This window comes from Ruegeria sp. ANG-S4 (assembly GCF_000814005.1).
Taxonomy (GTDB): domain Bacteria; phylum Pseudomonadota; class Alphaproteobacteria; order Rhodobacterales; family Rhodobacteraceae; genus Ruegeria.
This window is the reverse complement of sequence record NZ_JWLK01000002.1, coordinates 183,721-208,942: the sequence shown is the minus strand read 5'-3', so window position 1 is coordinate 208,942 and position 25,222 is coordinate 183,721. Positions and strand designations below refer to the sequence as shown.

The 25,222-nt window shown below is 56.4% G+C and carries 17 protein-coding genes and 1 riboswitch; of the genes, 8 read left to right on the top strand and 9 right to left on the bottom strand.

Annotated elements, in window-relative coordinates:
* Positions 1–15 precede the first annotated feature (15 nt).
* Together RA28_RS08465 and RA28_RS08460 are read right to left on the bottom strand one after the other, a co-directional pair.
* The gene (locus tag RA28_RS08465) at positions 16–1,650 is read right to left on the bottom strand and encodes an FAD-binding oxidoreductase (RefSeq protein ID WP_039526688.1); all 1,635 of its coding nucleotides are present in this window, start codon (positions 1,648–1,650) and stop codon (positions 16–18) included.
* A 51-nt stretch (positions 1,651–1,701) separates the two neighbouring features.
* A complete protein-coding gene (locus tag RA28_RS08460) occupies positions 1,702–2,325 on the bottom strand; it encodes a glutathione S-transferase family protein (protein ID WP_039526685.1) in 624 nt (207 codons plus the stop codon).
* A gap of 198 nt (positions 2,326–2,523) precedes the next feature.
* On the opposite strand from RA28_RS08460, the gene RA28_RS08455 reads away from it, so the two are divergent.
* Positions 2,524–3,420 (top strand): LysR substrate-binding domain-containing protein, encoded by an 897-nt coding sequence (locus RA28_RS08455; RefSeq protein ID WP_039526682.1) that lies wholly within the window; start codon positions 2,524–2,526, stop codon positions 3,418–3,420.
* An 85-nt stretch (positions 3,421–3,505) separates the two neighbouring features.
* Here the strand turns inward: RA28_RS08455 and RA28_RS08450 are convergent, their stop codons facing one another.
* From RA28_RS08450 to RA28_RS22790, 4 genes are read right to left on the bottom strand one after another with little or no spacing between them, the layout of a single operon-like run.
* Positions 3,506–4,405: a metal ABC transporter solute-binding protein, Zn/Mn family gene (locus RA28_RS08450; RefSeq protein WP_039526680.1), complete on the bottom strand. Its 900-nt coding sequence runs from the start codon at positions 4,403–4,405 to the stop codon at positions 3,506–3,508.
* The gene (locus RA28_RS08445; protein ID WP_039526677.1) at positions 4,402–5,304 is read right to left on the bottom strand and encodes a metal ABC transporter permease; all 903 of its coding nucleotides are present in this window, start codon (positions 5,302–5,304) and stop codon (positions 4,402–4,404) included. The genes RA28_RS08450 and RA28_RS08445 overlap by 4 nt, the downstream gene beginning before the upstream one ends.
* A complete protein-coding gene (locus tag RA28_RS08440; RefSeq protein ID WP_052261374.1) occupies positions 5,297–6,055 on the bottom strand; it encodes a metal ABC transporter ATP-binding protein in 759 nt (252 codons plus the stop codon). The genes RA28_RS08445 and RA28_RS08440 overlap by 8 nt, the downstream gene beginning before the upstream one ends.
* Positions 6,055–6,192, bottom strand: coding sequence for a hypothetical protein (locus RA28_RS22790; RefSeq protein WP_193747374.1), 138 nt, complete (start codon positions 6,190–6,192; stop codon positions 6,055–6,057). The genes RA28_RS08440 and RA28_RS22790 overlap by 1 nt, the downstream gene beginning before the upstream one ends.
* Positions 6,193–6,398: 206 nt before the next feature.
* A riboswitch (cobalamin riboswitch) is annotated at positions 6,399–6,609 on the bottom strand.
* Between the two features lie 187 nt (positions 6,610–6,796).
* Between RA28_RS22790 and RA28_RS08435 the strand changes: the two genes are divergently transcribed.
* The 3 genes from RA28_RS08435 (at position 6,797) to RA28_RS08425 (ending at position 11,903) form a co-directional block, all read left to right on the top strand.
* Entirely contained in the window at positions 6,797–8,653 is a 1,857-nt protein-coding gene (locus tag RA28_RS08435; protein ID WP_039526674.1) for an SLC13 family permease, read from the top strand.
* A gap of 221 nt (positions 8,654–8,874) precedes the next feature.
* Positions 8,875–10,596 carry a type I secretion system permease/ATPase gene (locus RA28_RS08430; RefSeq protein ID WP_039526671.1) on the top strand — a complete coding sequence of 574 codons (1,722 nt, stop codon included), beginning with the start codon at positions 8,875–8,877 and terminating at the stop codon, positions 10,594–10,596.
* Positions 10,596–11,903 carry an HlyD family type I secretion periplasmic adaptor subunit gene (locus tag RA28_RS08425; RefSeq protein WP_039526669.1) on the top strand — a complete coding sequence of 436 codons (1,308 nt, stop codon included), beginning with the start codon at positions 10,596–10,598 and terminating at the stop codon, positions 11,901–11,903. The genes RA28_RS08430 and RA28_RS08425 overlap by 1 nt, the downstream gene beginning before the upstream one ends.
* Before the next feature lie 22 nt (positions 11,904–11,925).
* Here the strand turns inward: RA28_RS08425 and RA28_RS08420 are convergent, their stop codons facing one another.
* On the bottom strand, positions 11,926–13,962 hold the full coding sequence (locus RA28_RS08420; RefSeq protein WP_039527718.1) for a beta-propeller fold lactonase family protein: 2,037 nt from the start codon (positions 13,960–13,962) through the stop codon (positions 11,926–11,928).
* Between the two features lie 213 nt (positions 13,963–14,175).
* Here RA28_RS08420 and RA28_RS08415 point away from each other — a divergent pair, with 213 nt between their 5' ends.
* From RA28_RS08415 to RA28_RS08400, 4 genes are all read left to right on the top strand, one after another.
* On the top strand, positions 14,176–18,039 hold the full coding sequence (locus RA28_RS08415; RefSeq protein ID WP_039527716.1) for an Ig-like domain-containing protein: 3,864 nt from the start codon (positions 14,176–14,178) through the stop codon (positions 18,037–18,039).
* Between the two features lie 8 nt (positions 18,040–18,047).
* Complete coding sequence (locus RA28_RS08410; RefSeq protein ID WP_052261373.1) at positions 18,048–18,899, top strand: SapC family protein; 852 nt, start codon at positions 18,048–18,050, stop codon at positions 18,897–18,899.
* 290 nt (positions 18,900–19,189) lie between these two features.
* Complete coding sequence (locus RA28_RS08405) at positions 19,190–21,322, top strand: type I secretion system permease/ATPase (RefSeq protein WP_039526665.1); 2,133 nt, start codon at positions 19,190–19,192, stop codon at positions 21,320–21,322.
* Positions 21,306–22,616 carry an HlyD family type I secretion periplasmic adaptor subunit gene (locus RA28_RS08400; protein ID WP_039526661.1) on the top strand — a complete coding sequence of 437 codons (1,311 nt, stop codon included), beginning with the start codon at positions 21,306–21,308 and terminating at the stop codon, positions 22,614–22,616. The genes RA28_RS08405 and RA28_RS08400 overlap by 17 nt, the downstream gene beginning before the upstream one ends.
* A 3-nt stretch (positions 22,617–22,619) precedes the next feature.
* Here RA28_RS08400 and RA28_RS08395 read toward each other — a convergent pair whose 3' ends face one another.
* Both RA28_RS08395 and RA28_RS08390 read right to left on the bottom strand, forming a co-directional pair.
* A complete protein-coding gene (locus RA28_RS08395; RefSeq protein ID WP_039526657.1) occupies positions 22,620–23,321 on the bottom strand; it encodes a response regulator transcription factor in 702 nt (233 codons plus the stop codon).
* Complete coding sequence (locus tag RA28_RS08390) at positions 23,321–25,222, bottom strand: PAS-domain containing protein (RefSeq protein ID WP_082029780.1); 1,902 nt, start codon at positions 25,220–25,222, stop codon at positions 23,321–23,323. The genes RA28_RS08395 and RA28_RS08390 overlap by 1 nt, the downstream gene beginning before the upstream one ends.

Sequence of the window (25,222 nt, the reverse complement as noted above, 5' to 3'; positions counted from 1 at the left end):
CTTATTGGATCGTATTCAAGCGTTGAAGAGTTCGATGTGAATATTGCGCGAAGGCACGCCCGTGGCCTCAAGCCCGGTTTGGATATCCGACAGGAATGACGCCGGACCGCACAGCATATACTGAGCGCCCGCGCCCGCCCCCAAGTTCACCAAGTTCGCGGGTGTGATGCGCCCCTTTGTGTGAAAATCTTCGCCTTGCACGTCTTGTCTGCTGGGCCTGCTGTAGAACACCATTTGCCTTGCGTTTGGCAGTCGCGCCAAAAGACCTGAAACTTCGCTGCGGAAGGCATGGTTTGACCCATCACGCGCCCCGTGAATGAACCAAACTTGCCTACGGGTGTTTTGTGCGACCAGCGCATGCACAAACGAAACCATCGGAGTCAGCCCAACGCCCGCGCTTACCAGCAAAAGTGGCGCGTCGCCTTTGGGGATCAAAAAGGTGCCTGATGGTCTGGACGCATTGAACTGATCTCCGACCTGAATAGCCTTGTGAAAGTGTCGTGAAACCAGCCCTTTCGCATCGCGTTTGATCGTCAGTCGATATTGGCTTGTGTCTTGCGGAGCCCCTGACAGAGAATAACTGCGCCGAAGTGGACTAGTGCGCCCGGGAATATCTACCTCGACCGGCAGATGTTGGCCTGCCTCGAAAGGGGGTAAATCTGTACCCGTCGCCGACTTTAGGTAAAACGAGGTTATGTCTTCTGCCTCATCAACGCGACGCGCAACGCGCAATTTCAGTTGATGGGTCCGATCACGGGTCCAACGCAGATTCAAGGCGCCGGGGCGTTCGACCACAGCCTCAACCGTGACGTCGATCATGCGCAGGGCGTCCGGATCATGCCCGTTCTTTGGCGACCAATCTATTTTGGCCCTTCCAGAGAAATGCAGCAAACCACCATTTTCAAAGTCCACAAATGTCACGCCGATCCGGGGATCGGCCATCAGGTTGCCGATGGTGTTAAAGAAGTTGTTTCCGGCATAGTCTGGAATGCGCAGGCGTCTGGTGTTTTCGACGCGAACGAACCCGGGCGCACCACCGCGATGTGAAGCGTCATATCCGCGGGACGGTGTATCATCGCCCTGCATATGGCCTGATCCCAAAAACAGTGTGTCAGCGCCGGCGATCAGTTTGATTTGCTGCGTGGTAAGTTCGCTTCCGTACCTTACGGGTTGGTGTCTTGTATGATTTACACGACTCCAGTGACGTTCGTGAATGTACTGGGGGCAATTCCCGAAGGTTTGGCTGACATCTATAGTGAACCCCCCGCTCGTTTTGCGCATGAACCCGCTCAGGCGGTTACGCCGACGCGACGCCAATTCTATCCCAAGCACGCCAATGTTCGCCCCGATGTTCAGTGCGTCCGCAAGGGGGTCTTGCGGACGCAACTCAGTGTGCACCGCAAGGCTGCGGGCATCGGGTGAGCTGATGAACCCTTCGGGCCCGTCAATCAGTGTCACCCACGTTCGTCCCGACTGGTCTGAACCGGAAATGACCAAGAAAGGTAACGCGCTGTGAAATTCACGGTGCTGCTCGGGCAGATGGTCTCGGATGAACCCACCCGCCCATTTTGAGACGTCGCCGACACCGGCGCGCTGCTGTGCTGCACGTTCGCCCGCGTGAAACGGATTGTCGACTTCCATCTGGGTCATTTCATTTGTCCTATACATATTGGGACGACCGTTGCGCACCGCCCCTGTCCCTCAGGCCAATTCAGGAATTGGGGAGGTTGGCATTCCGACAAAATCGGGTTGCGCCTCAATCCGCGCCAACCAACGTTTGATATTCGGGTAAGGCACCAGATCCACGCCGCCTTCTGGAGCATGAGCGACATAGCTGTAGGCCGCGATGTCAGCGATCGTTATCGCTTCCGCGGCCAGCCATTCGCCCTCCGCAAGGTGCGACTCCATGATTTTGAACAGGGCATGAGCCTTCGATACTGCGGCTTCATGATCCAAGGGTGCGCCAAAGACTTTGACCAATCTCGCCGCGCACGGACCGGAATAGACGTTGTCGGCCGCAATAGTCAGCCAGCGCTGAACTTCGGCTGCTGTTTTCGGGTCTTCCGGCAACCAGTGCGATCCGGGTGCGTAGGTTTTGGCCAGATAGACCAGGATCGCGTTGGAGTCTGCAAGGCGAAACCCTGAATCGTCGATGGCGGGCACCAAACCGAACGGGCTGATCTTCAAGTAGTCGGGCAACTTATGGGCGCCGTTGGCCATATCGAGGTCAATGGGCTCGTACGGCAGACCAAGTAAAGCCAGCATCAGTTCAACGCGGTGGCAATGGCCGGATTTTGGATTTCTATAGAGCTTGATCGGTGTCATGAAGCTGTCCTTTTGTGCCTATTGAGCGGAATGATCCGACGTTGCAGGCAGTCTTGTTGACGGATGCAATTGTCAGAGATGCGAAAAATTCCGCTTTTGCCTGTTCAAAACAGATAAATTGCCTCGTTTCGCAAATGAATATATTACTTTTAAAAGACATTATTTTGCATTTTGACAATAATTGAGGACTGAAACCCGTTGGATCGTCTGCAAGCCCTGGAAGTGTTCGTCGCCGTTGCAGAAGCAGAGAGCTTTGTCGGCGCGGCCCGCAGTCTGGGTCTGAGTGCCCCGTCTGCAACGCGTGGCATCAATGCCTTAGAAGACCGATTGGGCGCGCGACTTTTCACGCGCACGACGCGGCGTGTGAGATTGACCGATGTCGGCAAGACCTACCTGGAAGACGCGCGGCATATTCTGTCGCAGCTTCAGGCAGCTGACGATACCGCGAAAGGGGCCGCAACCAACCCAGTGGGTCAACTGCGGCTCACCTGTCCGCATGAATTTGGCCGTATCTATATCACGCCCATTCTGACCGCGTTTCTGGACGCTCATCCAGAAATGAGCGCAGACGCCGTCATGCTTGATCGCGTTGTCAATCTGGTCGAGGAAGGGTTTGACTTGGCGGTCAGAATTGGCCCGTTGCCATCCTCGGGATTGTCGGCTGTTCGCGTTGGGCAATTGCGTCGTGTCGTGTGCGCGTCGCCAGCCTACCTCGAACGACACGGGCGACCGCTTTCGCCATCGGATCTGCAAGAACATCAGATCGTTTCAGCGTCCCCTGTCAGCCCGGTTACCGAATGGCGTTTTGGGCTCGACCAGCAGACGGTTGTCCGGGTCAAACCCCGCCTATCCGTCAGCAGCGTCGCCGCCGCGATTTCAGTCGCGCGAAACGGATGGGGAATGTGCCGTGCGTTGTCCTATCAGGTGATGCCGGACATTCACGACCATTCGCTTGTGACAGTCCTGGAGGAGTTTGAGCCAGCGCCCCTGCCAATTCACCTTGTCCACGCCGAAGGGCGGCGTGCACCCGCCAAGATCAGATCCTTTGTGGACTTTGCAAAGCAAAGACTGAAACAAAACCCGGGCTTGCATTGAGCGCACTCGCGTGAGCGAGACTTTCAGTGCGCGCATAGTCATACGAAGTGGCGCAAACCGCGCCACTTCGTTGAGTTTGAATGTCTCAGCTTGCGCCTTCGTAAGTCAACGCATCCAGCAATGTCGACAAGTTGTGCTGAAACATTGCCAGATAGCTGGTGGCAGGACCACCACGTTCGGACAATGCGTCCGAGAACAAACGACCACCGATTTCGATACCAGTTTCATCAGAGATCTGCTGAACCAATGCCGGGCTTGTTATGTTTTCAACAAACAGCGCTGCGGCACCTTCGGCTTTCAGTTGATCGATCAAGGCCGCGAGTTCTTGAGCCGAAGGTTCAGCCTCGGTATCGATACCTACGGGCGCAAGGAAGGTCATGCCATATGCATCGGCCAGATAGCCGAAAGCGTCATGAGCCGTCACCACTGTGCGACGGTTTTCGGGCAGTTCAGCCAATTTGGCTTTGGTCTCGGCATCCAGTGCTTCCAGTTTGGCAATATATGCATCGGCGTTCGCCGCGATTTCATCGGCGTGTTCAGGCATCGCCTGCTTCATCGTGTCGGCTACGTTCGTCACGTAGATCACGCCGTTTGAAAGCGAATTCCATGCATGCGGGTCTGTTTCGCCTTCGACTTCGACGGGTTTGATACCATCGGTTGCAACATGCACACTTGCTTCAGTGCCGGATTCAGAAATCAAAGTGTCCGACCAGGTCTCGAATCCCAGGCCGTTGACGAAGATGATGTCCGCCTCGGCAACGGCCTTGGCGTCGGCGACGGACGGATCGTAGACGTGTGCATCCGCGTCTGGACCTACAATCGTTGTAACCGTAGCAAGATCGCCAACGACCTCTTCGACCATGTCGCCGAGGATCGAAAAGCTGGCCACGATCTTCACGTCGTCTTCATCAGCCGCCGCAGACAATGCGACCAGCGTAAGGGACGCCGTTGCGATACCAGCGCAGAGGGATTTTACCAGAGTCATTTTGCTCTCTCTTCTTGATGAATTTGCGCAACAGGGATGTCATTTGAAACAGACGGTTTGCGCAGCCGTCCGCCAAAACCGAGGGGGCCAAAAATGGCCGATACCAGAAAGAAAGCGCCTGCAACCAAAACGATGGCCGGACCAGACGGAGTTTCCGGAAACAGGTAGGACAACGTTAGCCCGATCCAACAACTTGACAGCGCGAACATGGACCCGAGAAAAAGCTGTGCCGTGATCGTGCTGGCCCAATAGCGGGCCGCAGTGGCGGGCAGGATCATCAGACCAACGGCCATCAGGGTGCCAAGCGTTTTGAAGGCCGCCAACAGGTTCAGGACCAACAGCAGCATGAAACCCTGCTCGATCAACCATGGGCGCTTGGTCTGTGTTTCAAAGAAAACAGGGTCGCAGGTACTCACAATCAAGGGTCGCAATAGAAAAGCAAAGGACACTAACGTCACTGTGGCCACGCCACCCACAAGCAGCATAGAGGCATCGTCGATCCCGAGTATGGAGCCGAACAGGAAGCTTTTCAGAGGAACCGCCGATCCGGCAGCGGACAGAATGAAAATTCCGACGGCCAACGCGATCAGATAGAGCGATGCGAGACTTGCATCGCTGCGCAGGATGGTCCGGCGCGCCAGCAACGCGGTCAGAACTGCGACGCCGACACCGGCGATCAGGCCGCCGATCAAAAGCGACATGACCGACAGTCCGGCGGTCACAAATCCGATCACGATGCCCGGAGTAATTGCGTGTGCCATAGCCTCGCCCGCCAGCGACAAACGGCGCAAAACCAGAAATGCCCCGACCGGAGCGACCGAAGCAGAAAGGACCGTGGTCGCTACAAAGGCGCGCCGCATGAAAGCAAAACCCCACATCTCGTGAAAAAGCTCAAACATGCGCGTCCTCAACGGCAGACCGCGCACCGCGGAACATCCAAGCCGCCTGGCTTTCAGACAGATAACCCTGCGCAACCAAACGGGTCGGAGTCAGGACATCACTCACCGGACCATGTGTGGCCACTTGCCTGCCTAACAGCAAAGCATGGCTGCAATGGTCCAATACTGACGACAAGTCATGCAGCACCAAAACAACGGCCCTGCCCTCATCCCGCCAGCGACGGATGATCGCCAACAAATGTGCCTCGGTGTTTTGATCCACTGCGGCGAAGGGTTCATCCAACAGGATCAGCGGTGCATCCTGCATGATCACACGGGCGAACAAAGCACGCTGAAGCTGACCGCCTGAAAGCATGTGCAAGGGCTTGTCGGCAATGTCCAGCACACCAACTTCGTCCAACGCTGCATACATCCGGTCACGCGCGTCGCGGTCCAAACCTGCCCGCAGACCAAATCCGCGCCACGCACCCATCGCAGCGATGTCGCGCACGCGAACAGGAAAACGACGGTCAAATTCCGTCATTTGAGCGAGATAGCCAATTTCACGTGGGCGCCCGCCGGGCCAATCCAGGTTGCCTTGCAGCGGGTCCATCAGACCAAGCAGCATCTTGACGAAAGTGCTTTTGCCCGAGCCATTGGCACCCAATACGGCCAAGGTCGTGCCAGCCTCGATATCCATCGACAGGTGGCGAAAAAGGGTCAGGTCTCGGTAACCAAGCGCCAGATTGCGAAGTTGGACGACGGTCGACATCAGATCACCGCGTAGATCGCGAGCCAAAGAAGCCCTGACAGGATCAGCGCGCCTGCTACAAGGGCGAACAAGCTCAACTCGGTCAAACAGCCACTACGCGACATCTTCGCCCATCCTTTGGTTTCGCGTCGTGTCATTGGGCAACCCGACCAATTGCCAAGAAACTAGCGGAGGCCTGTTTGATCGTTGTGCTGGGCCTTTGGCCGCAAAAGTTGGGTTGAGCAGACTTTTCCAGCACTGATGTCACCTCCGCCATTTCGACAGGGCACGGTCAATGCAAGGATGTGAACGGTTGTTGCCGTTTTGAACATCTTCATCTCCCTCTGGGGCACCCCGCCCAGTTTGGTTTACAAATCGGATGGCAGGTCTCCTGACTTGCGGGTCAACGCTCTCCCGATCCTTCCCAGGCTTTGGCCCAGTGGTCGATCTCGGGGTCGCTCACCGCCTACAGTTGCGGGGGCAGTCACGGACTTGGCCTTTTTGTTGGCCGCACCGTATTCCCTTTTGTCCCGTCTCGCCCAAGGCGATGGGGAACCATCGCGGCGACAGGACATCAAACGAGTTGATTCGACAAGACAGAATCTCGACGCAGGTCGCCGAGCGCTTGGCAAGAATATTCCAAAAATCGCTGCAAAACCGAAAGTTAATGACATCGCGACACATTTGGCTTTAGAGTTTTTACTACTCTTTCCGTGCCGTATTCAGGTGGTTTTAGTGGAGCAATTGACGTTTACTTTCGAGATGGGCGTGGTGTGCGTCCTGTTGGCCTTTACTGTTTTCCTTTTCGTATCCGAAATCGTCCGAATTGACCTTTCAGCCATCTTGGTTCTGGTGCTGATCGGCTTGCTGAGTTACGCGCCCGGGCTTGGAAACCTCGCGAATGTTCCGCATCTTTTTGATGGCTTCGCGTCAAATGCCGTGATTTCGATCATCGCAGTGATGATCGTCGGCGCGGGGTTGGACAAAACGGGCATCATGAACAAGGTGGCGGCCGTCATCCTCAAATATGGGGGGAAGTCCGAGAACAGAGTTTTGCCGATCGTGTCAGGAACTGTCGGCGTCATTTCATCCTTTATGCAGAATGTCGGTGCCGCCGCACTGTTTCTGCCGGTCGTCAGCCGGATATCATCCCGATCCGGTATCCCTTTGTCGCGATTGCTGATGCCGATGGGCTTTTGCGCAATTCTGGGCGGGACGATGACAATGGTCGGGTCGTCGCCGCTGATCCTGTTGAACGATCTCATCCAAACGGCAAATGATGGCCTGCCAGAAGGACAGAAAATGCAACCCTTTGGGCTGTTTTCGGTGACGCCGATCGGCGCCGTTCTGATCCTGACCGGCATTGCGTATTTCCTGCTGTTGGGTCGGTGGGTTTTGCCCAACGACACGGGCTCGGAAAACACCGGAACCGGTCAAGGTACGCAGGAGTATCTGCAACGCGTCTATGGCCTGAAAGCAGATGTGTTCGAGGTGATCGTTCCAGCCGACAGCCCGCTGGTGGGGAAGGTTCTGGCTGATATCAACCACGAGAGCCACCTCTACATCATATCCACTTTCTATCGCGGCAAAACTTCGATGGTTCAGGTTTTGACCGCTGAAATCGCGGCGCCGTGCAGGTTGGCCATCATCGGCAGACGTTGGGTGGTCGAAGAATTTGCCAAGAAATACGGCTTGAAGGTCCTGCCAGAACTTGATGTTTTTGTGGAGGAATTTGCCCCGACAAACGCAGGAATTGCCGAAGTCGTCGTCACGCCGGACAGCAAACTGATCGGGAAATGCCCGCGCGAGCTGTTGTTTCGAAAGACCTACGGCATGTCCCTTTTGGCGATTCATCGCGGCGAAGAAACGCTGAGTCACGTCGAAACCGAAACGCACGAGTCCACGCAAATCGGGCTCGAGAAATTTCACGCCGGGGACATGCTTGTGGCGCATACCCGGTGGGACAATCTGATGCGCATCAGCCGTGATCCGGATTTTGTCGTGGTGACAACGGATTTCCCGCAAGATGAGTTGAGACCGCAAAAAGTCGGCTGGGCCTTGGGATTTTTTGCGATCTCGCTGTCCTTGATCCTGTTCACCGACGTTCGATTGTCACTGTGCCTGTTGACTGGCGCTGCCGGGATGATGATCACCCGAGTTTTGAGCGTCGATGAGGCTTACCGGGCCGTTGGCTGGAATACGGTCTTTCTGCTTGCCTGCCTCATACCGCTGGGACAAGCCGTGCAAAACACCGGAACGGCGGCGTGGATTGCGCAGCAAATCATGATCCTTTTGGACGGTTGGCCGATCTGGTCATTGCAGGCGGGGGTCGCAGTTCTGGCCACTGCTTTCTCGCTTGTTATGTCCAACGTGGGTGCAACCGTTTTGTTGGTGCCGCTGGCTGTGTCTATCGCCGTCGCGGCCGGAGGGAGCCCGTCGCTGTTCGCATTGACGGTCGCCATTTCAACCAGCAACAGCTTTATCATCCCAACACATCAGGTAAACGCGTTGATCATGGGGCCTGCAGGATACAAGGTGATGGATTTCGTGCGCTCGGGCGGTGTTATGACACTGCTCTTTCTGGTGGTTTCGCTCGTCATGCTAAACCTCTTGTACTGAACGCTTTTGAGCTCGGCATGATCCCGCCATTCGGGTTCAAAATCTGCCGCGCAATAGCGCCGACGTATGGAAAACGCCCGTTGTTGAATTTATAAGTCGTGGATATAAGACTTTCGAAAAATGTGGCCGACGCCGGGTTCTGATTCATCCTTGGCGCTTAATGTCCGCGGCCCAAATGACAAAAGAACTGAAGGCGACAGCTTGTGAAGCCAAAAAACAGAATGTCCGCGCCGCCGTTAAGCGAGCTGCGAAAGGCAAGAAATCAGGGATTGAGCTTTTTGGGGCTCGCCTTCCTGTTCAGCGTGTTTGTGAATTTGCTGATGCTGACGGGTCCCCTGTTCATGTTGCAGGTCTATGACCGAGTCCTTGGATCGCGCTCGGTCGAAACTTTGTCGGCATTGTTCCTTCTAGTCGCACTGCTTTACGCGCTGATGGCGATGTTGGATTACGCCCGCGGTCGCATTGTCGCCCGCTTCGGCGCTCGCTTTCAATCTTCGTTGGATGAACGCGTTTTCGAAGCCACCATGCGCCGAGCGTTGTTTCCGCAAGTCCGATCGGCCCCAGCCACTGCATTGCGTGATCTGGAGTCCATTCGTGCCTTGTGCGCGTCGCCCGTTTTACTGGCGGTCATGGATATTCCGTGGACACCGATTTTCGTGGCGGCAATTTTCCTGTTTCACCCGCTGTTGGGCTGGCTTGCCGTTGCGGGTGGTACCTTGCTGGTGGTTATCGCGTTGCTGAACCAAGCGTTGACCCATCGCAAAGTGGCCGAGGCGCAATCCGCCGCCGCCCGGGCGAATTCGTTCTCTGAACATGCCCGGCAGGCTGCCGAGGTGGTTCGGTCGCAGGGGATGCAAGAAGACGTCTCGAAACGGTGGATGAAACAACGGACGGACGCGCTGGCTCAAACCATCTCGGCCAGCGACTGGACAGGCAGTTTTTCATCGCTGACCAAATCCCTGCGGCTGTTTCTGCAATCGGCAATGCTTGCCTTGGGCGCGTTGCTGGTATTGCGAAACGAAATGACGGCCGGTGCGATGATCGCGGGTACTATCCTCCTGGGCCGGGCTCTGGCTCCGATTGAAATGGCAGTGGGCCAATGGTCGATGATCGAGCGCGCGCGAACGGCCTGGACCAGCCTGAACAAGTTCCTTGACAATACTCCGCCCGAACAAAAGCGAACCAGGCTGCCCATCCCAAAGGCGCACCTTGAGGCAAAATCGCTGACCGTTATTCCACCTGGAATTTCGACGCCGACCTTGCGCAACGCAACAATGAAGCTTGAACCGGGTAATGCGCTGGGCGTGATCGGCAAAAGTGGATCGGGCAAGACAACGCTGGCCAAGGCTTTGCTTGGTCTGTGGGCGCCCGCAGCCGGGGAAATTCGATTGGGCGGCGCCACACTGGATCAGTATGACCCCGATGCTTTGGGCCAGCACATTGGCTACCTGCCGCAACAGGTGACCCTGTTTAATGGGACGGTGGCCGAGAATATTGCCCGGATGTCGGAAACCCCGGACCCGGACGCAGTTGTCGCGGCTGCCAAGACGGCAAATGCACATGAACTGATCCTGGGCCTTGAAAAAGGGTATGACACGTTTCTGGAAGGCAACGACAGCCAATTGTCCGGTGGTCAGAAACAACGTATCGCACTTGCCCGCGCCCTTTACGGAAATCCCGTTCTTCTCATTCTGGATGAGCCAAACTCGGCGTTGGATGCGGATGGAACGACAGCATTGAATAACGCGGTGCGCGAATTCAAATCGGCGGGCAAGTCGGTCATCATCATGACCCACCGGCCACAGGCCATTTCCGAATGTGACGATCTGGTGGTCGTGGAAAAAGGTCAGATCGTCAAATCCGGCAGCCGGGACGAGGTTTTGAACACGATGGTGCAAAATGCAAACGTGATCAAACGGCACCTGAACAAGGTGGGTGAGTAATGGCCAGTTCCTTCAAAAAACCGGCTTGGAGCATCAAAGTTCCCGCGGCCGTAGGCTTCCTCGCGCTGGTTGTCCTGGTTTTGGGCCTTGGGCTGTGGAGTGTGCGCACCGAATTGGCTGGTGCGATCATTTCGCAGGGTGTCGTCGAAGTGCAAAGCAACCGCCAAGTCGTCGAGCACCCTGACGGCGGTGTTGTCGGCGAGATTTTCGTGCGCGATGGCGACGCCGTTGCACGTGGCGATATGTTGCTGCGTCTCGATGATACGTTCCTGGCCTCGGAAAAGACGATTGTTGAATCTCAATTGTTCGAGCTTTTGGCGCGCATGGTTCGACTCGAAGCGGAACGCGATGGCGTAGACGCAACCGAACTGGCCAACCGGCTGGAGGAGCTGCGAAAGCGAGAGAATATCGCATCCGATCTATTGGCCGGTCAAGAACGCCTGTTCAACGCGCGACTGGATACACTTGCGCAGCAGACCGAGCAGCTTGGCAAACAGAAAACACAGATCGAAAATGAGATCGAGGGCAACGAGGCGCAGCTGGTTTCCCTGCGAACCCAGGTCGATCTTATTCAAAGCGAGTTGAAGGATCAGGAAGGGCTGCTGGAACGTGGTCTCACGCAAGCCAGCCGTGTTTCCGCCTTGCAAAGGGAAGAGGCGAGCCTGCTGGGTGAAATCGGGCGGCTGGAATCGTCGGTTGCCCGGCTGGAAGGCGAGATTTCCAGCACGGAAATCCGTATCGTCGAGCTAAAGGCAACCCGACGCGAGGAAGCGATCTCGCAACTGCGGGATGTTCAGGCACGCGTCGTGGAACTGGCCGAGAGGCGCTTGTCATTGAACGAACGTCTGTCGCGGTTGGATATCCGCGCACCTGTCGCCGGTACGGTCTATGACAGCCAAGTCTTTGCGCTGCAGTCCGTCATTCAACCGGGCGAACCAATGCTGTATGTCGTGCCGCAAGACACTCCCCTTTTGGTCGCGGCGCGCGTCGATGCATTACATGTCGACCAACTCCATCGCGGGCAAGAGGTCGCCCTTCGCTTTCCGGCATTCAACCAGCGTGAAACGCCAGAGTTGAACGGGCATGTCATGAACGTCTCGGCAGACACCTACACCGATGACAGCACAGGCTTTACGTTTTATCGGGCCGAGGTCATTCCGGACGATGGTCAAATCGAGTTGCTGAACGGACAGGAGCTTTTGCCCGGGATGCCCGTCGAAGCCATGATCAAGACGGATGAGCGCACACCGCTGTCCTATCTTGTCAAACCTCTTGCGGACTATTTCTATCGGGCATTCCGCGAGTAGGCAGGATCGACGCTGTTGTAGCCTAGACGGCCTCAATATTGCCCAGCAGTATTGAGGTCATGTCTGTCGCGAAGTCGCCATCCACAACGGTCACGGGTGTACCGGTTTCGTAGGCAACACTTGTTCTGGTGATGTCGGATAGATCGGCATCGCCATCCAGAAAAATCCACTCCGCCGCGTGTTGCAACGTCTCTCCGACAGCGTTTTGCAGCACAATCAAAGCATCCAGCGCACTGACAGTTCCATCGCGGTTGATATCCGCTGCAATCAGATTTTCTGGCGCGGGCGGGCCAAATGTCGGATCAAGTCCAATGGCCATTCGCAATACCTGCAGCGCATCCAGGGCTGAAATCTCGTTACTGGCCGTGGAATAGGACTTCACGATCTCAAGCTCCCCGACAAATGTACCGTCGGGAATTCCAAGTTCAAACTCGCCTTGGGCATTTGCTTGCGCGGTGATGGTTCCTCCGCCTTCTGGGGTGAAGCGAACTTCCGCACCTGCAAGCGCCGGGTTTGCCGCATTCGAATCCACAGAGATTGTGCCCAATATCCCCGGCGATGCGTTACTGTCTGGCCCATTGCTGATGATGACCGGCACGTGATCGGGCCCATCGAAGCCTGCTCCAAATACGTCCGCGCTGGTCAACGCCGCCCCATCTGCGGCAACAAGGGATAAACTTTGCCCTTGGTACTGAATCACAGCCCCGTCTGCTGTCGTTGTAAAATCAAGCTGCGCCGGGGATCGAAGCAGCCAGAAGTCGGACAGGTCCAACCGATCCGCTGCGCGCTCGAAGTCCGTGATCGTGGTGTGGTCGCTGCCGTGACGGATAAAGAAAATGTCGTCACCGGTGCCACCTGTCAGGATCGTCGCAGCGGAGCCAGTAATCAAAATGTCATCCCCTGCACCGCCGCTCAGCGTCGAGGTGAGAATGCCACCCTGCAACATATCGTCACCCACGGTTCCATTGATCGCGCCGAACCCTTGCTGAACGACACCCAGATCGGCCAATGAAACGCTCAACTGCGTTAGTCCAGCGTCCTGCTGAGATGCCGCAAGGATCTGCAATTCGTCACCGACCCGAGCCATGCTCAGCGATTCAACATTTTGCAACCCGCTGGCCTGCGTGTCCGCAAAACTGTCGAGATAGATCAGCTGACCACCCGGTGTCATTGTGAACAAGGTGATCCCGTCGTCCCCGCCGCCAGCCGCGACGAAAACACGCCCTTCAACCTCAAGAACCGCCAGATCCTGCACTGATTCAAATCTGGTATGAAGCGAATCCAAAACGTGGTCAGTGGGTATCAATCTCCCATCGCTGGACAATTTCATGACACTCAGCGAGTTGCTGCCTGCCCCGGCGACGACGACCCAGGATTGGCCAAAAGCCTCAGCCACCTCGATTGCCGTTGGCGCACTGATACCAAGTGTCTGGATTGCAGTATTGTTGGAGATCTCCAAAATCGCGCCGGTATCCTGATCAAAACCGAACGTTGTGATCGAGCTGTTGATCGTGTCCGCTGCGATCAGGAATTGCTCTGATCCAGACTGCGTGGACCGCAACACATCCGCACGCGCCGACGCCGTTCCGGCAACGGTCAGTGCCCCATCTGCCCCGACATTGTACGTTGCGATTTGGCCCAAGTCCGAATGGGCCAAAGTCAGAAAATTGTCCGAAATCTGCGCCGCGGCCGAGATGTCTCCGCTGGCGACGAGCGTATCGGTTTCTTGCAGCTCACCGATCTGTCCGGTGTCGCTCAAATCATAGCTTACAAGCCCCGTGGCCGCGTCGACATCCAAGATCAAGTGGTCTTGTGTTCCCAAAGTGATCGGTACGCCACTGCGTCCGACCTGACCGCTGATCGTTACATTGTAATGCTGCTGGTCGACCACTTGCGGGGGCGCACCTTCGACCAGACGCCACGAGACGATCCCGCCGCCAAACCCAGTAATGCTGTAGAGATACGTTTCGCTGTTAAACGTTTTTAAAGCCGTATCGCCGATACCTGAATCAAGCGCTGCGGACCCTGTCGCCACCACGCTTTCGAATTGAAGCATCATCGTCATTCACCCCCGTGCCGCCTCTGGCACCCGAGATCAGAGTGATGTGAGGCTGAGACAAGAAACGGAACAAGAATGTGGTGAAATCAAGGACTTCAGCTTCAGTTTGAATTGAATTTTCAGGATCGTCTGCATGAGGCACCGGAGACCAGAACATTCAAGCGGCATGCCGCGCCGGTCAACTGATGTCGGGCATCATCTATGGGGGCAACGATGACCAAGAACCTTCACTTCAAGGATAGATCGACGATCAAAGACCCGACGCCAATCGCGCGTTCGAAACATCTGCAAACATGGCTTGGCACCAAGTTGAAGCGATGGACAGGGCGAGGCCTGATCGGGGGTCTGGGATCGACGCTGCTGGCTCTTCCAGTTCTGGCCCAAGCGACGTCAGAGCAATTGGACGCTTTTCAATTTGTCGCGTCACTCCCGGGCGTGAGGTCGGCAAAACTCCTGCCGAACGGAGATTTGGAACTGAAAATGACGGATGGCCGCGAATTGGTCATCGCGGCAGAAGACATTCAAGTGCTGGAAAACGGCACGATTATGGTTGCGGAAGAGGTCGCGGTCCAGATCTCCCAGTTCGCCGCGGTTGCCGAAGCGGGCGCAGCCGCCGCGACTGCCGGCGGCATCAGTGGTACTGGATTGGCATTGGGCGGCTTGGGTGTAGCAGGTGCCGCCGCTGCAGCCGGTGGAGGCGGCGGCGGCAGCGGTGACGACCCGGAGACCCGAACCGACGAAACAGTCCGGGAACCCGTTGCATCGCCACCTGCGCCCCTTCCGCCCAGCCTAAACCTGGCCGAATTGCAAACCGACGCTTTGAACAGTTTCAGCACCGGGGTTTCCGCGCCTGAGAACGCGGCGACGGTTGAAGTGACGATCGGTGGTGTTACCAAATTGGTCACGCCGGACGTCGACGGAAGCTGGCGAGTATCCCTCTCTCAAGCAGAGGCGGGATCGCTCCCGCAGGGTGTCTCTGATGTAGCGGTCCGGATACTGGATGCGGATGGCATCGAGCTGTCGAGTGGCGGAGCGCAATTTGACGTGGACACTGTTCCTCCAACTTTGACCATTTCTCCGGTATCCGGCGACGGTGTCTTGAACGCATTGGAACAAGGAGCGGACCTAACGGTTTCGGGCACGACGGACGCCGAAAACGGACAAATGGTAACCGTATCGCTGAATGGCGAGACCTACACGACAACGGCTTCTGGAGGAAACTGGAATGTCAGTGTACCTGCGGCCGATCTGCAAAGCCTGACAGACGGTGAGACAATCGCGATAACCGCTGATGTTTCAGACCGGGCGGGCAACCCTGCCACGCAAGCAAACATAGACTTCGACACCGACTTTACCAATCCCACCGTTTCGCTTGATCCGGTTGGCGGTGGCTCGATCGATCTGGTCGATGTACAGGGTGATCTTGCACTGACCGGCACAACAACGGCCGAAGATGGGCAGCTCGTTACCGTAACGTTCGAAGGTCGCGAATACACGGCACCAGCCACTGGCGGTGTTTGGAGTGTAACAATCCATCAGGTCGATCTGGCAGGTTTGACCACCGGATCGCCGGTATCCGTCAGCGTCGCTGTTCAAGACGCTGCTGGCAATCCGGCAATCCCGGCCACCGCGAACGTGCCCGTCGACCTGACCGGCCCATCGATCTCGATTGCGCCATTGTCCGTTGGCAACATTCTGAATGCAGCAGAAACAGGTTCCCCTTTGACCGTATCCGGCTCCACCGGGAATGTGTCCGATGGGCAGCAAGTGACTGTTGAGTTGAACGGCCAAACCTACACGGGTTCGGTGTCCGGCGACAGTTGGAGCGTTACGATCCCGGCGGTCGACCTCGACGCGCTGGCCGATGGCCAAGGCTTCACTCTCACCGCAGACGTGACCGACAGCGACGGGCTGCCTGCGCCGCAGGCTGATGTGCTCTTGTCCAAGGATGTAACGGCCCCGACACTCAGCATCGATAGCCTGTCCCATGGCGCTGTGCTAAACGCCGCCGAAAGAGGATCGGATTTGACAATCTCGGGTGCAACAAGCGCCGAGGACGGTCAAGAAATTACGGTGACCCTGAACGGTCAGACCTATTCCGGGACCGCGCAAAGTGGAAGCTGGTTTGTCACGGTCCCGTCCGGTGATCTGGCATCCCTCCCTGACGGTACCGCGATCACCGTGTTGGCTGACGTATCCGATGTTGCAGGAAACCCGGCTGTGCAAGCATCGGACCTGTTCAATACGGACTTCACCGCACCCACGTTGGCAATTGATCCGCTGGCGGTCGGCGCGGTCATGAACGCGTCCGAGCGCGCATCGGATTTTGTCATAAGCGGCTCCTCGGACGCGGTCGACGGAACATCTGTTTCCATTGAAATCGTGCGATCGGACAACACTGTCGAATTCAGCGGAACGGCAACTGTTGCTGCGGGGTCCTGGACGTTCACGGTCCCATCGGGGAACCTGAGCAGCCTTCAGGATGCAGAAACCTATGACGTGAACGCCTCAGTCTCGGATGCTGCGGGGAACAGCTCTGCCGCCTCAACCAGCATCGCAACAGACTTTAGTGCACCCACACTTTCGATGGACCCGCTTGATGTCGGATCCGTCATGGACGTCATCGAACGCGGGGCCGACCTGACCGTGTCCGGGACCACGTCAGCGGCGGACAGCCAAGTGGTTGCGGTAACCTTGGACGGACAGGTCTACAACGCTTCGATTTCGGGCGGAGTCTGGACGATGAATATCCCTTCGGCGAATTTGGCCGCACTGTCAGACGGACAAACCTATACGGTCAGCGCCTCGGTCCAGGATGCCAATGGCAACGAAGCCATCAATGCGGACACCAGTTTTTCGACAAATTTCAAACCGGTTCTCAGTCTTGATCCGCTTGGAACAAACGATGCCGTCCTGCTAAGCGATGCAGTCGACAGTGGCGTGATCGTCAGCGGGCAATCAGCCGGATTGCTTGCAGGTCAGGCAATAGACATAACGTTGAACGGTTCTTCTGTAGGAACAGCAACCGTGGCGGCCGATGGCTCGTGGAGCGCGAATGTCCCCGGCCCGGCATTTGCAGGCTTCACAGAGGGCGATACACTTGATTTTGCGGCCCAGGCGACCGTCGCTGGCGGACCAGACCCGGACCCGGTTTCAGATCAGGTCACGGCCTATACGCCTGCTCCCTATGTCATCAGCGAGGTGGGCCGCAGCGGGTCGACAATTACTTTCGCCATTCACGCAGATCCGGATCAGGACGTCTCTGGCGGCTTGGGGTTTGATGCAGATCTTGGGTTCGACCCCTCTGTTGTCGCCTTCAACGCAGGTTCAAATGTCGAACACGACGACTTCGCGATTTTCTCGGTAAATGACGGCAGCAACCCTGTCAGGTTTGGTGGGGCCGCGCTAAGCATCAGCGATTTGTCACAACCGCTTGTAACTTTCGAAATGACAATTCTGGACGAGGATCAACCGATCGAGCTGGAACTTACATCATTACAGGGCGGGCCGTTGCACGTGTCTTTCGGAACCAGCGCCGCCGACACCTTGGCGGGCACGAACGGGGACGACATTATTCAGGGTGGCGCCGGAGACGATACGATTGATTTGACCGGAGCCGGTCGCGATCTTGTCGTTTTCGAAGCGGCCCCTTCGGACAATGGCCTGGATGTGATCGACGGGTTCAACCTGGGCCCTGCTGCGGATGTCTCCGACGCTTTGATGTTCCGCGGCCTTGATAACAACAGCCTCAGAGGGGATGGAACCGTGGTAGAGCTTCTTGGCTCCGGCGGCAGCTTGGGTACGAACACCGGGTTCGTCGGATTGACCACTCAACTGACGAATCTTGACGAAGATACCATCGCCGCCGCCGCCGAGACGCTTTCCGGAGCTCAAGCCGGTGATGAGATTTTCATTCTTGCGACAGATGGAACCAACAGCGCGTTGGTCAAGGTCGGCTATTCAGCACCTGACACAGCAACGGTAGAAAAGATGTCTCAATTCAACGGCCTGAGCGATCTAAACGGTTTTGGTGCTGACAACGTTTTGCTGGCCGATCCCACCGGCGCCTCAGCGTAGGTTGCAAAATGACAGAAGCAGCAGCCAAGCATATGTCACCTTTTGCGCAAGATACCAAAATGGCACAGAATGGCCTCTTTCCGGTAAGCTTATCTCGGCATGGAAGCCGCTTTTGGCGACGGTTTCCTTCCTACGGTTTCGCCGGAAACTTGCAAAGCTACCCGATCACCATAGCAGAGGTGTTGCAGGCCGCGGCTTCCTTCCCGGTTGTTTTCAAACAAACAGGCCAACAGATTGAACCTTGCGTCCTATTGTCGTTGAACAACAAAACCAAAACACCGTTCGTATCTGAAGATGGACGATGGTTGGGCATTCACATTCCAACTGGTTTGCGATGTTACCCCTTCCAGGCCGTGGCCTGCCAGGGGTCTTCCGAGACAGCGCTTCTAATGATTGACGAATCCTCAGGCTTGGTCACGCGTGACCCCGGCGACGAAGCTTTTTTCAAGAACGGTGATCAAATGACGCAAGAGCTCTGCGCCGTTCGGGCTTTCTTGCAGGAGCGCTTGTTGGCGGTCAAAGAGACCCAAAAGCTGTGTCACAAGATTGCTGGTCAAGGCCTTTTCTCACCGATTGATCACCACGATGAGGTCCCGATACCCGAAGGGTTTCTGGAAATAAAACCTGTAGGTCTGCGACGCCTGACTCAAAATCAGATTTCGACGTTGATGAACAGCGGGGCGTTGCGCCTGATCCATGCACATCACGTATCGCTATCGCATTGCAGGTGGCTGTTTAGCGCCCAACAAGCAAGAAAAACACAAATTCAGGTTAGCGAAAATGTGCGCGACTTTTTGGGCGCAATGGGCAAAGAAACAGGGTTCGAAACAACACCGGAAGCGCGGCATGCTGCGGGTTGATGCCCTTACAAAGGCGAAGGGCGTCGACGAAGACGCTTGTTTAATGTTCTTGAACCGTTGTTCAGCGAAAGCGCGAACCGACAAAGGTAAAGGGTCTTCCCATACCGATGGGCGCCGATGTTTTGCGCTGCATTTGTGCGTCATCACCTACGTAAGAACCTTCAAATCATTCCCTGTAGTGGCCCCGCGAGAATTCGCGTTCATGGGTAAATTGTTACCCCACAACGCGGATCGCGGATTTTTGCACTTGAGCCAACAATGAGCCCGCAATCTATCGTGGAACTGGTGCCATGACAACAAAACCCAATCAATCCAACGCACTGGAAACTTGTCTGCAACACGTCGGCGACACACTGGAAAGGCCGTTGACACAGGCCGCCATTCTTGATGCGCAATCAGGCAAAGACGGGGAGCTAACCGTTCGCGATGCAATTGAAGCCGGGCGTTGCGCAGGGATGCAGGTTGCGTTTGGCGCTCATACCATAAGCAAACTCGATGCTTCTTTGGTTCCCGCAATACTCCTTTTGGCGGACGACCGGGCGGTCGTCTACCATGGTCACTCTGATCAAGGCGGGTTGAAAATTTTCGACCCCGCAATGGGAGAAGGGCTTGGAGTATTGCCTCAACACGCCCTTGATGATGTTTACACTGGCTATTTGCTTTTGTTCCGACGCGCGCCTGAGTTTCAAAGCTCGCGAAGAAAGACAGATACGCAGGGCCATTGGTTTTGGTCGGCGCTGGCCGCCAACCGTTGGTCCTATGGTCAGGTCGCGTTGGCCGCGGCTTTGACGAATATTCTGGGCCTTTCCACTTCGGTCTTCATAATGATCGTTTATGATCGCGTATTGCCAAATGAGGCGACGTCGTCATTGATTGCGCTGACCGGCGGTGTGTGCCTTGCCTTGATATTCGACTTTGTTCTCAAAAACCTAAGGGCGGGTTTCATAGATCGCGCTGGTCATTTGGCCGACCGGGCAATGGGCCGACGCATTTTCGATCAATTGCTGAATATCCGAATGTCGGCACGACAAGGGTCCATTGGCGCAACGGCCAGCACCGTCAGGGAATTCGAAACGCTCCGAGAGTTCTTTACCTCTGCCACGCTGGTTGCCGTCGTGGATTTGCCTTTTGTCGTGGTCTTTATCCTGACAATCTACATGGTTGGCGGTCCATTGGCGCTGATACCGACACTTGCTGTACCAATCGTTCTTTTGACCGGCTTGGCCATTCAACCCTTTCTGGGTCGCCTTGCCGAGCAGAGCTTTGCCGACGGGCAATCCAAACAAAGCGTCTTGGTGGAAACCGTATCCGGGCTCGAAACGATCAAAACGACTTCAGCGGCACGCCAAATGCGCAACCGTTGGGAGCAGGCGATGGAGCGGCAGTCCGAACATGGGACGCGCAGTCGGGCCGTGACACAATTGGCGCTGAACCTGACCGGTTTCACCCAGCAGGCAGCCCAGGTTTTGATCGTGTTCCTTGGCGTTTTTCTGGTCACAAGCGGGCAAGCCAGCATGGGCGCTCTGGTGGCCGCAGTCATGTTGACGGGGCGCGCGCTGGCCCCGCTGGGACAGTTGGCACAAACGCTGACACGCGTGAACCAGGCGCGCAGCGCCTTTCGCAATCTGAACGCTTTGATGCAGGCCGAAAGCGAACGGCCTCAGGGCAAAAACTGGGTCAGCAGAGAGTCTTTTGACGGTCGCATTACCTTCAACGACGTTCATTTCGCCTATCAGGATCAGTCACATAACGCCCTGAAAGGTGTGACTTTCACAATCAAACCGGGAGAAAAGGTGGCGATACTGGGCCAAATCGGTTCCGGGAAAAGTACGATCGCGCGGCTAATGCTTGGTCTTTACCAACCCCGCACGGGGTCCGTAATGCTGGACGGTCTGGACATCCGGCAAATAGACCCTGGAGATTTGCGGCGGAGTATTGGTTCCGTCCTGCAAGATCTTTGGTTGTTTTCAGGCTCGGTACGAGAAAACATTTCTAGCGGCTCAGCGCGACCCACGGACGCAGATCTGATCCGGGCAGGACGTATTGCGGGGGTGGAGGAGTTCGTTGCGCGGCACCCCTCGGGTTATGATCTGGAACTGGCCGAACGCGGCGAAGGTTTGTCAGGCGGGCAGAGACAAGCCATTTGCCTGGCACGCGCGCTGATCGGGCGTCCAAACGTCCTGTTGATGGATGAACCCACAAGCGCAATGGATATAAAAAGCGAGGCCAAGGTGATCCAACAGCTTAAGGCCGCAACACAAAAAACAACGCTTGTTCTTGTTACCCACCGCAGCAGCATGCTGGAGCTGGTCGACCGCGTTATCGTGATCGAGGATGGCAAAATTGCCGCTGACGGCCCCAAGTCAATACTGAGCCAATACGCGGCAACCGGCAGGAGGCATCTCAATGTCGCGGCATCCTGATCTGGACGCGCTCGCGCGCGAAATGCGCGGGCGACCGCCATTGCGCGGCTCCTTGCTGTTGGGCGTCATTCTTCTTTGCATAATCACGGCCCTGATATGGGCCGAGCGGACGGAACTGGACGACGTGGTCAGGGTGGACGGGCGTGTCGTGCCCTCCATCAACGTCCAGGTGATCGAAGCGACGGAACCGGGCGTAGTTCAAGCCCTTCACGTGAGCGAAGGGCAGATCGTGGAGGCGGGCGATTTGTTGATGGAGCTGGATACGACGCAGATCGCCAGCGAATTGAGCATAGAACAGCAACGCGCATTCGGTCTTATGGCCCGCGGACAACGATTAGAGGCAGAAATTACCGGTTCTGCTTTGGAGTTCGCCGAAGAATTGGTGACCGAGGCGGCCGAGGTTGTGCATTCCGAAACTGCGCTTTTCAAAGGGCGTCAAGCCGAGCTTTCCGCAGAGATCGCAATTCTAGAGCGGCAGCGTGAACAGCGGCAACGCGAGTTTGAGGAAAGCCTGGTGGACCAGGTCACAGCAATCGAAACGCTTGCGCTGCTGGCAGAAGAACATGCCATAATGAAGCCGCTGGTTGATCAAAGGATGGAGCCCGCAACGACTTTGCTGGCGCTGAAGCGCAACGAAGCTGAATGGCACGGGCGCGAGACCCGCGCCAAGGCGGTCGTTCGCAAACTCCAGATCGGTTTGGATGAGATTGATGATCGGATCAGCGCTACTCGCAGCCGGTTTCGCAGCGCGGCGCTAACCGATCTGGCCGCGGTTACCGCAGAACTGTCTGCATTGCGGCCATCTTTGCCCGCCTTGCGCAATCGCGCGGCCCGTGCGCAAATTCGCTCGCCGGTTCGGGGCGTGATCAACCGCATTCACCGCACCACCATTGGTGGATTGGCACGCGGCGGCGAAGAGTTAATTGAAGTCGTTCCGTTGGACGACACGCTTCTTGTTGAGGCTTACGTGCGTCCAAAAGACATTGCTTTCCTGCACGTGGGTCAACCTTTAAAGGTCAAAATCACGGCCTTCGACTTCATGAGATATGGCAGTCTTGGCGGAGAGATCACGCGGATTGGCGCCGACACGGTTGCGCGTTCAGAGCGTAGCGAGGAAGAGGTCTTTGTTGTAGAAATTCGGACGGTGGAAGCAAAATTGGGATCGAACGAACGGGCGGTCGAGATAATGCCAGGCATGATCACCGAAGTCGACATTCTGTCCGGTCGTAAGTCGGTGCTGGAGTATGTGATCCAGCCGGTGTTGAAAGTCAAAAACGAAGCGCTGCGCGAATGACGTTCAGGCCCACTCAACATCGCCCAGAAAAATGTACCCGGCTCCGTAGATTGTCTTGATCAGGCGCGGGTTCTTTGGGTCTTCGGCGAGTTTTGTCCGCAGGCGCGAGATACGAACGTCCATTGCGCGATCGAAACTGTCGCCAGCGCCGCCACCCAACATCTCCTGCATCCGCGCGCGGCTGATCAGGCGTTTCGGGCTTTCCAAAAACAGCCGCAAAACCTCGCCTTCGGCATGGCTAAACTGGGTTTCTTCCCCACTGGCATCCACCAGAACATATCGGTCGAAATGGGCGGTCCAACCATTGAAACGCGCGATCTCGGAGCTGGGTGTGGCGGGTTGCGATGATCTGAGACGTGCGCGAATGCGCGCTACGACTTCGGCCGGGTCGAAAGGTTTGGTGATATAGTCATCAGCGCCCAGTTCCAGACCCGTGACCCGATCCTGCACCTGCGCCCGACCCGATATGATGATCACAGCGGCCCCCTGCTCCAACGCAAGGCGGTGGACAAGCGCCAAACCGTCGGTGTCGGGCAAAGAAAGGTCCACCAGGCACACATCCGGGGTCACACGGTTCAGTGCGGCTTCGAATTCACGGGCGCGGGAAAAACTGTGTGTCCGAAACCCTGCCTCTTCCAGCGTTTCCGTCAGAATGCGCCTAATCTCGGGCTCATCATCAAGGATTGTGACCAGAGGTTGTGTCATCAGGCGGCCTCGGTACGGATAAGTGCAGACAATTGCTCTTGTGAGAAGGGCTTGCGCAAAACGGGTGCAAGGTTCAGCGCTTTTCTGTGCAATGGGTCAGAGTACGGCAAAGACGTCATCAGAATGCAAGCCAAGCCCGGTCGGATCGCATTCAGAACATCCAGACCCGTGCCAGGACCTTCCAGTCTGATATCGGACAAAACAAGAACGATCTCGTCGATTTCGGCGGCCAGCACAAGCGCTTCTTCCGCCGAAGTTGCTTCGATAACGGAAAAGCCCAGATCAATCAGCATTTCGCGGAATTGGCTGCGAAGGTCGTCGCTGTCCTCGACCAACAGAACCAAGCCTTCTTGTGCCAGAAGCGCCGGTCGGTAGGGAAGGCGCAGAACGACAGATGCCCCGGACGGAGTGTTCCGCAGACTCAGGTCGCCGCCTGCAAGTTTGACAGTGTCATAAACCATCGGCAGGCCCAAACCCGATCCACCGCTGCCTTTGGTTGTGAAAAAGGGATTCAAAGCCTTTTCCAATGCCTCGGACGAAAATCCCGGGCCGGTATCAGACACAGTGATTTCGGTCCAGATCGAACCGATTTTATGCGCGCTGATAGTGATCTGACCCGAACTGCCGCAGGCGTCGCGGGCATTCAAAACAAGATTCAGCAAGGCGTCTTGCACCATCCCGGGATCAAGCATGACGGCTTGATCAGGCAGATTGTTGACCACCGAAAGCCCCATGCCGCGCGGCAAAGACGGGGATGCCAGAATACGCAAATCCTCCAACAAACCACGCATATCTGTTGCTTTTGGCTGCGGTGTCCGGTTGCCGGTCATATCGGCAATTCGGTTCAACAGCTGCCCGCCGCGCTGTGCGGTCGCCTGAGTTGCAGAAACCAGTTCATGCGCACCGTCGGGTAGATCCATCTTTTCCAATCGGGATTGCATTCCCAATATGATCGTCAATAGATTCGAGAAATCATGGGCCATTCCGCTGGTCATTTGCGCGGCCATCGCCCTGCGGCGGGACTGTTGCAACGCGACCCGTGCCTGCGTTTCTTCGGTTATGTCGACCGACATGACATAAACACCGCCCTGCTCGTCCGGCGTGAAGGACACACGCAGCCGCCGGGCATCCCGATCTTCTGTGAATTCGAAAACCGAGATTTTGCCTTTGTAGGCCCGTTGCAGGTGCGGTTCGACCCGTTGAAATGCGACACTCCCCAACGCTTCGGATATGTGCAAACCAAGGATATCGGATGGGCGTCCCGGCATGACCGAGCTCAGGCGTCGGTTTGAATAGTCATAGCGCCCATCCGCGTCCAGATGTGCGATATGGGCGGGCATCATCTCGGTGGTCAAACGTGTGCGGGCTTCGATCTCGGTCAGTTGACGCTTGGCTTCTTCCAATGCCGTGATCGTTGCCGCAAGCTTTCGGTTCGTGGCCGAAAGCTCTTCGGCCCGACCCAGCAGTTGTTCCGACAATTCCTCCGAGCGGGCGCGCAGCAAATCCTCATCCTGTTTGGTGCGCGTAATGTCGGTATAGACCGCGACCCACCCCCCGTTTGGCAGCGGAGCACCTTCGACCGAAATCACCTGTCCATTCGGGCGGACCCGTTCCATATAATGCGGCTCGAACGCCAGTGCCTGCTCGACGCGTTGCCGAACCATTTCGTCGACGTCTTCCACTTTTCCGTATTCGCCGCGGCTTGCGAGGAAATGAATCGTGTCATGAAAACGAGCTCCGGGTCGAACCAAATCGTCCGGCAGGTCAAACATTTCCTGAAACCGAAAATTGCACTGAACCAACCTGAGTTGATTGTCATAGATCGACAAAGCCTGCCCAATCAGATTCAGGCCTGCCGTGGTCATTTCCTTGATGCGGTTTTCGCTGATCTTCAATGACAT

Excerpts from the sequence above, each read along its gene's own strand:
- RA28_RS22790 (WP_193747374.1), bottom strand. The coding sequence starts at position 6,192 with ATGACACGACGCGAAACCAAAGGATGGGCGAAGATGTCGCGTAGTGGC.
- RA28_RS08410 (WP_052261373.1), top strand. The coding sequence starts at position 18,048 with ATGACAGAAGCAGCAGCCAAGCATATGTCACCTTTTGCGCAAGATACC.
- RA28_RS08430 (WP_039526671.1), top strand. The coding sequence starts at position 8,875 with ATGTCCGCGCCGCCGTTAAGCGAGCTGCGAAAGGCAAGAAATCAGGGA.
- RA28_RS08405 (WP_039526665.1), top strand. The coding sequence starts at position 19,190 with ATGACAACAAAACCCAATCAATCCAACGCACTGGAAACTTGTCTGCAA.
- RA28_RS08415 (WP_039527716.1), top strand. The coding sequence starts at position 14,176 with ATGACCAAGAACCTTCACTTCAAGGATAGATCGACGATCAAAGACCCG.
- RA28_RS08420 (WP_039527718.1), bottom strand. The coding sequence starts at position 13,962 with ATGATGCTTCAATTCGAAAGCGTGGTGGCGACAGGGTCCGCAGCGCTT.
- RA28_RS08445 (WP_039526677.1), bottom strand. The coding sequence starts at position 5,304 with ATGTTTGAGCTTTTTCACGAGATGTGGGGTTTTGCTTTCATGCGGCGC.
- RA28_RS08465 (WP_039526688.1), bottom strand. The coding sequence starts at position 1,650 with ATGACCCAGATGGAAGTCGACAATCCGTTTCACGCGGGCGAACGTGCA.
- RA28_RS08395 (WP_039526657.1), bottom strand. The coding sequence starts at position 23,321 with ATGACACAACCTCTGGTCACAATCCTTGATGATGAGCCCGAGATTAGG.
- RA28_RS08440 (WP_052261374.1), bottom strand. The coding sequence starts at position 6,055 with ATGTCGACCGTCGTCCAACTTCGCAATCTGGCGCTTGGTTACCGAGAC.
- RA28_RS08460 (WP_039526685.1), bottom strand. The coding sequence starts at position 2,325 with ATGACACCGATCAAGCTCTATAGAAATCCAAAATCCGGCCATTGCCAC.
- RA28_RS08450 (WP_039526680.1), bottom strand. The coding sequence starts at position 4,405 with ATGACTCTGGTAAAATCCCTCTGCGCTGGTATCGCAACGGCGTCCCTT.
- RA28_RS08425 (WP_039526669.1), top strand. The coding sequence starts at position 10,596 with ATGGCCAGTTCCTTCAAAAAACCGGCTTGGAGCATCAAAGTTCCCGCG.
- RA28_RS08435 (WP_039526674.1), top strand. The coding sequence starts at position 6,797 with ATGGGCGTGGTGTGCGTCCTGTTGGCCTTTACTGTTTTCCTTTTCGTA.
- RA28_RS08400 (WP_039526661.1), top strand. The coding sequence starts at position 21,306 with ATGTCGCGGCATCCTGATCTGGACGCGCTCGCGCGCGAAATGCGCGGG.
- RA28_RS08390 (WP_082029780.1), bottom strand. The coding sequence starts at position 25,222 with ATGTCATTGAAGATCAGCGAAAACCGCATCAAGGAAATGACCACGGCA.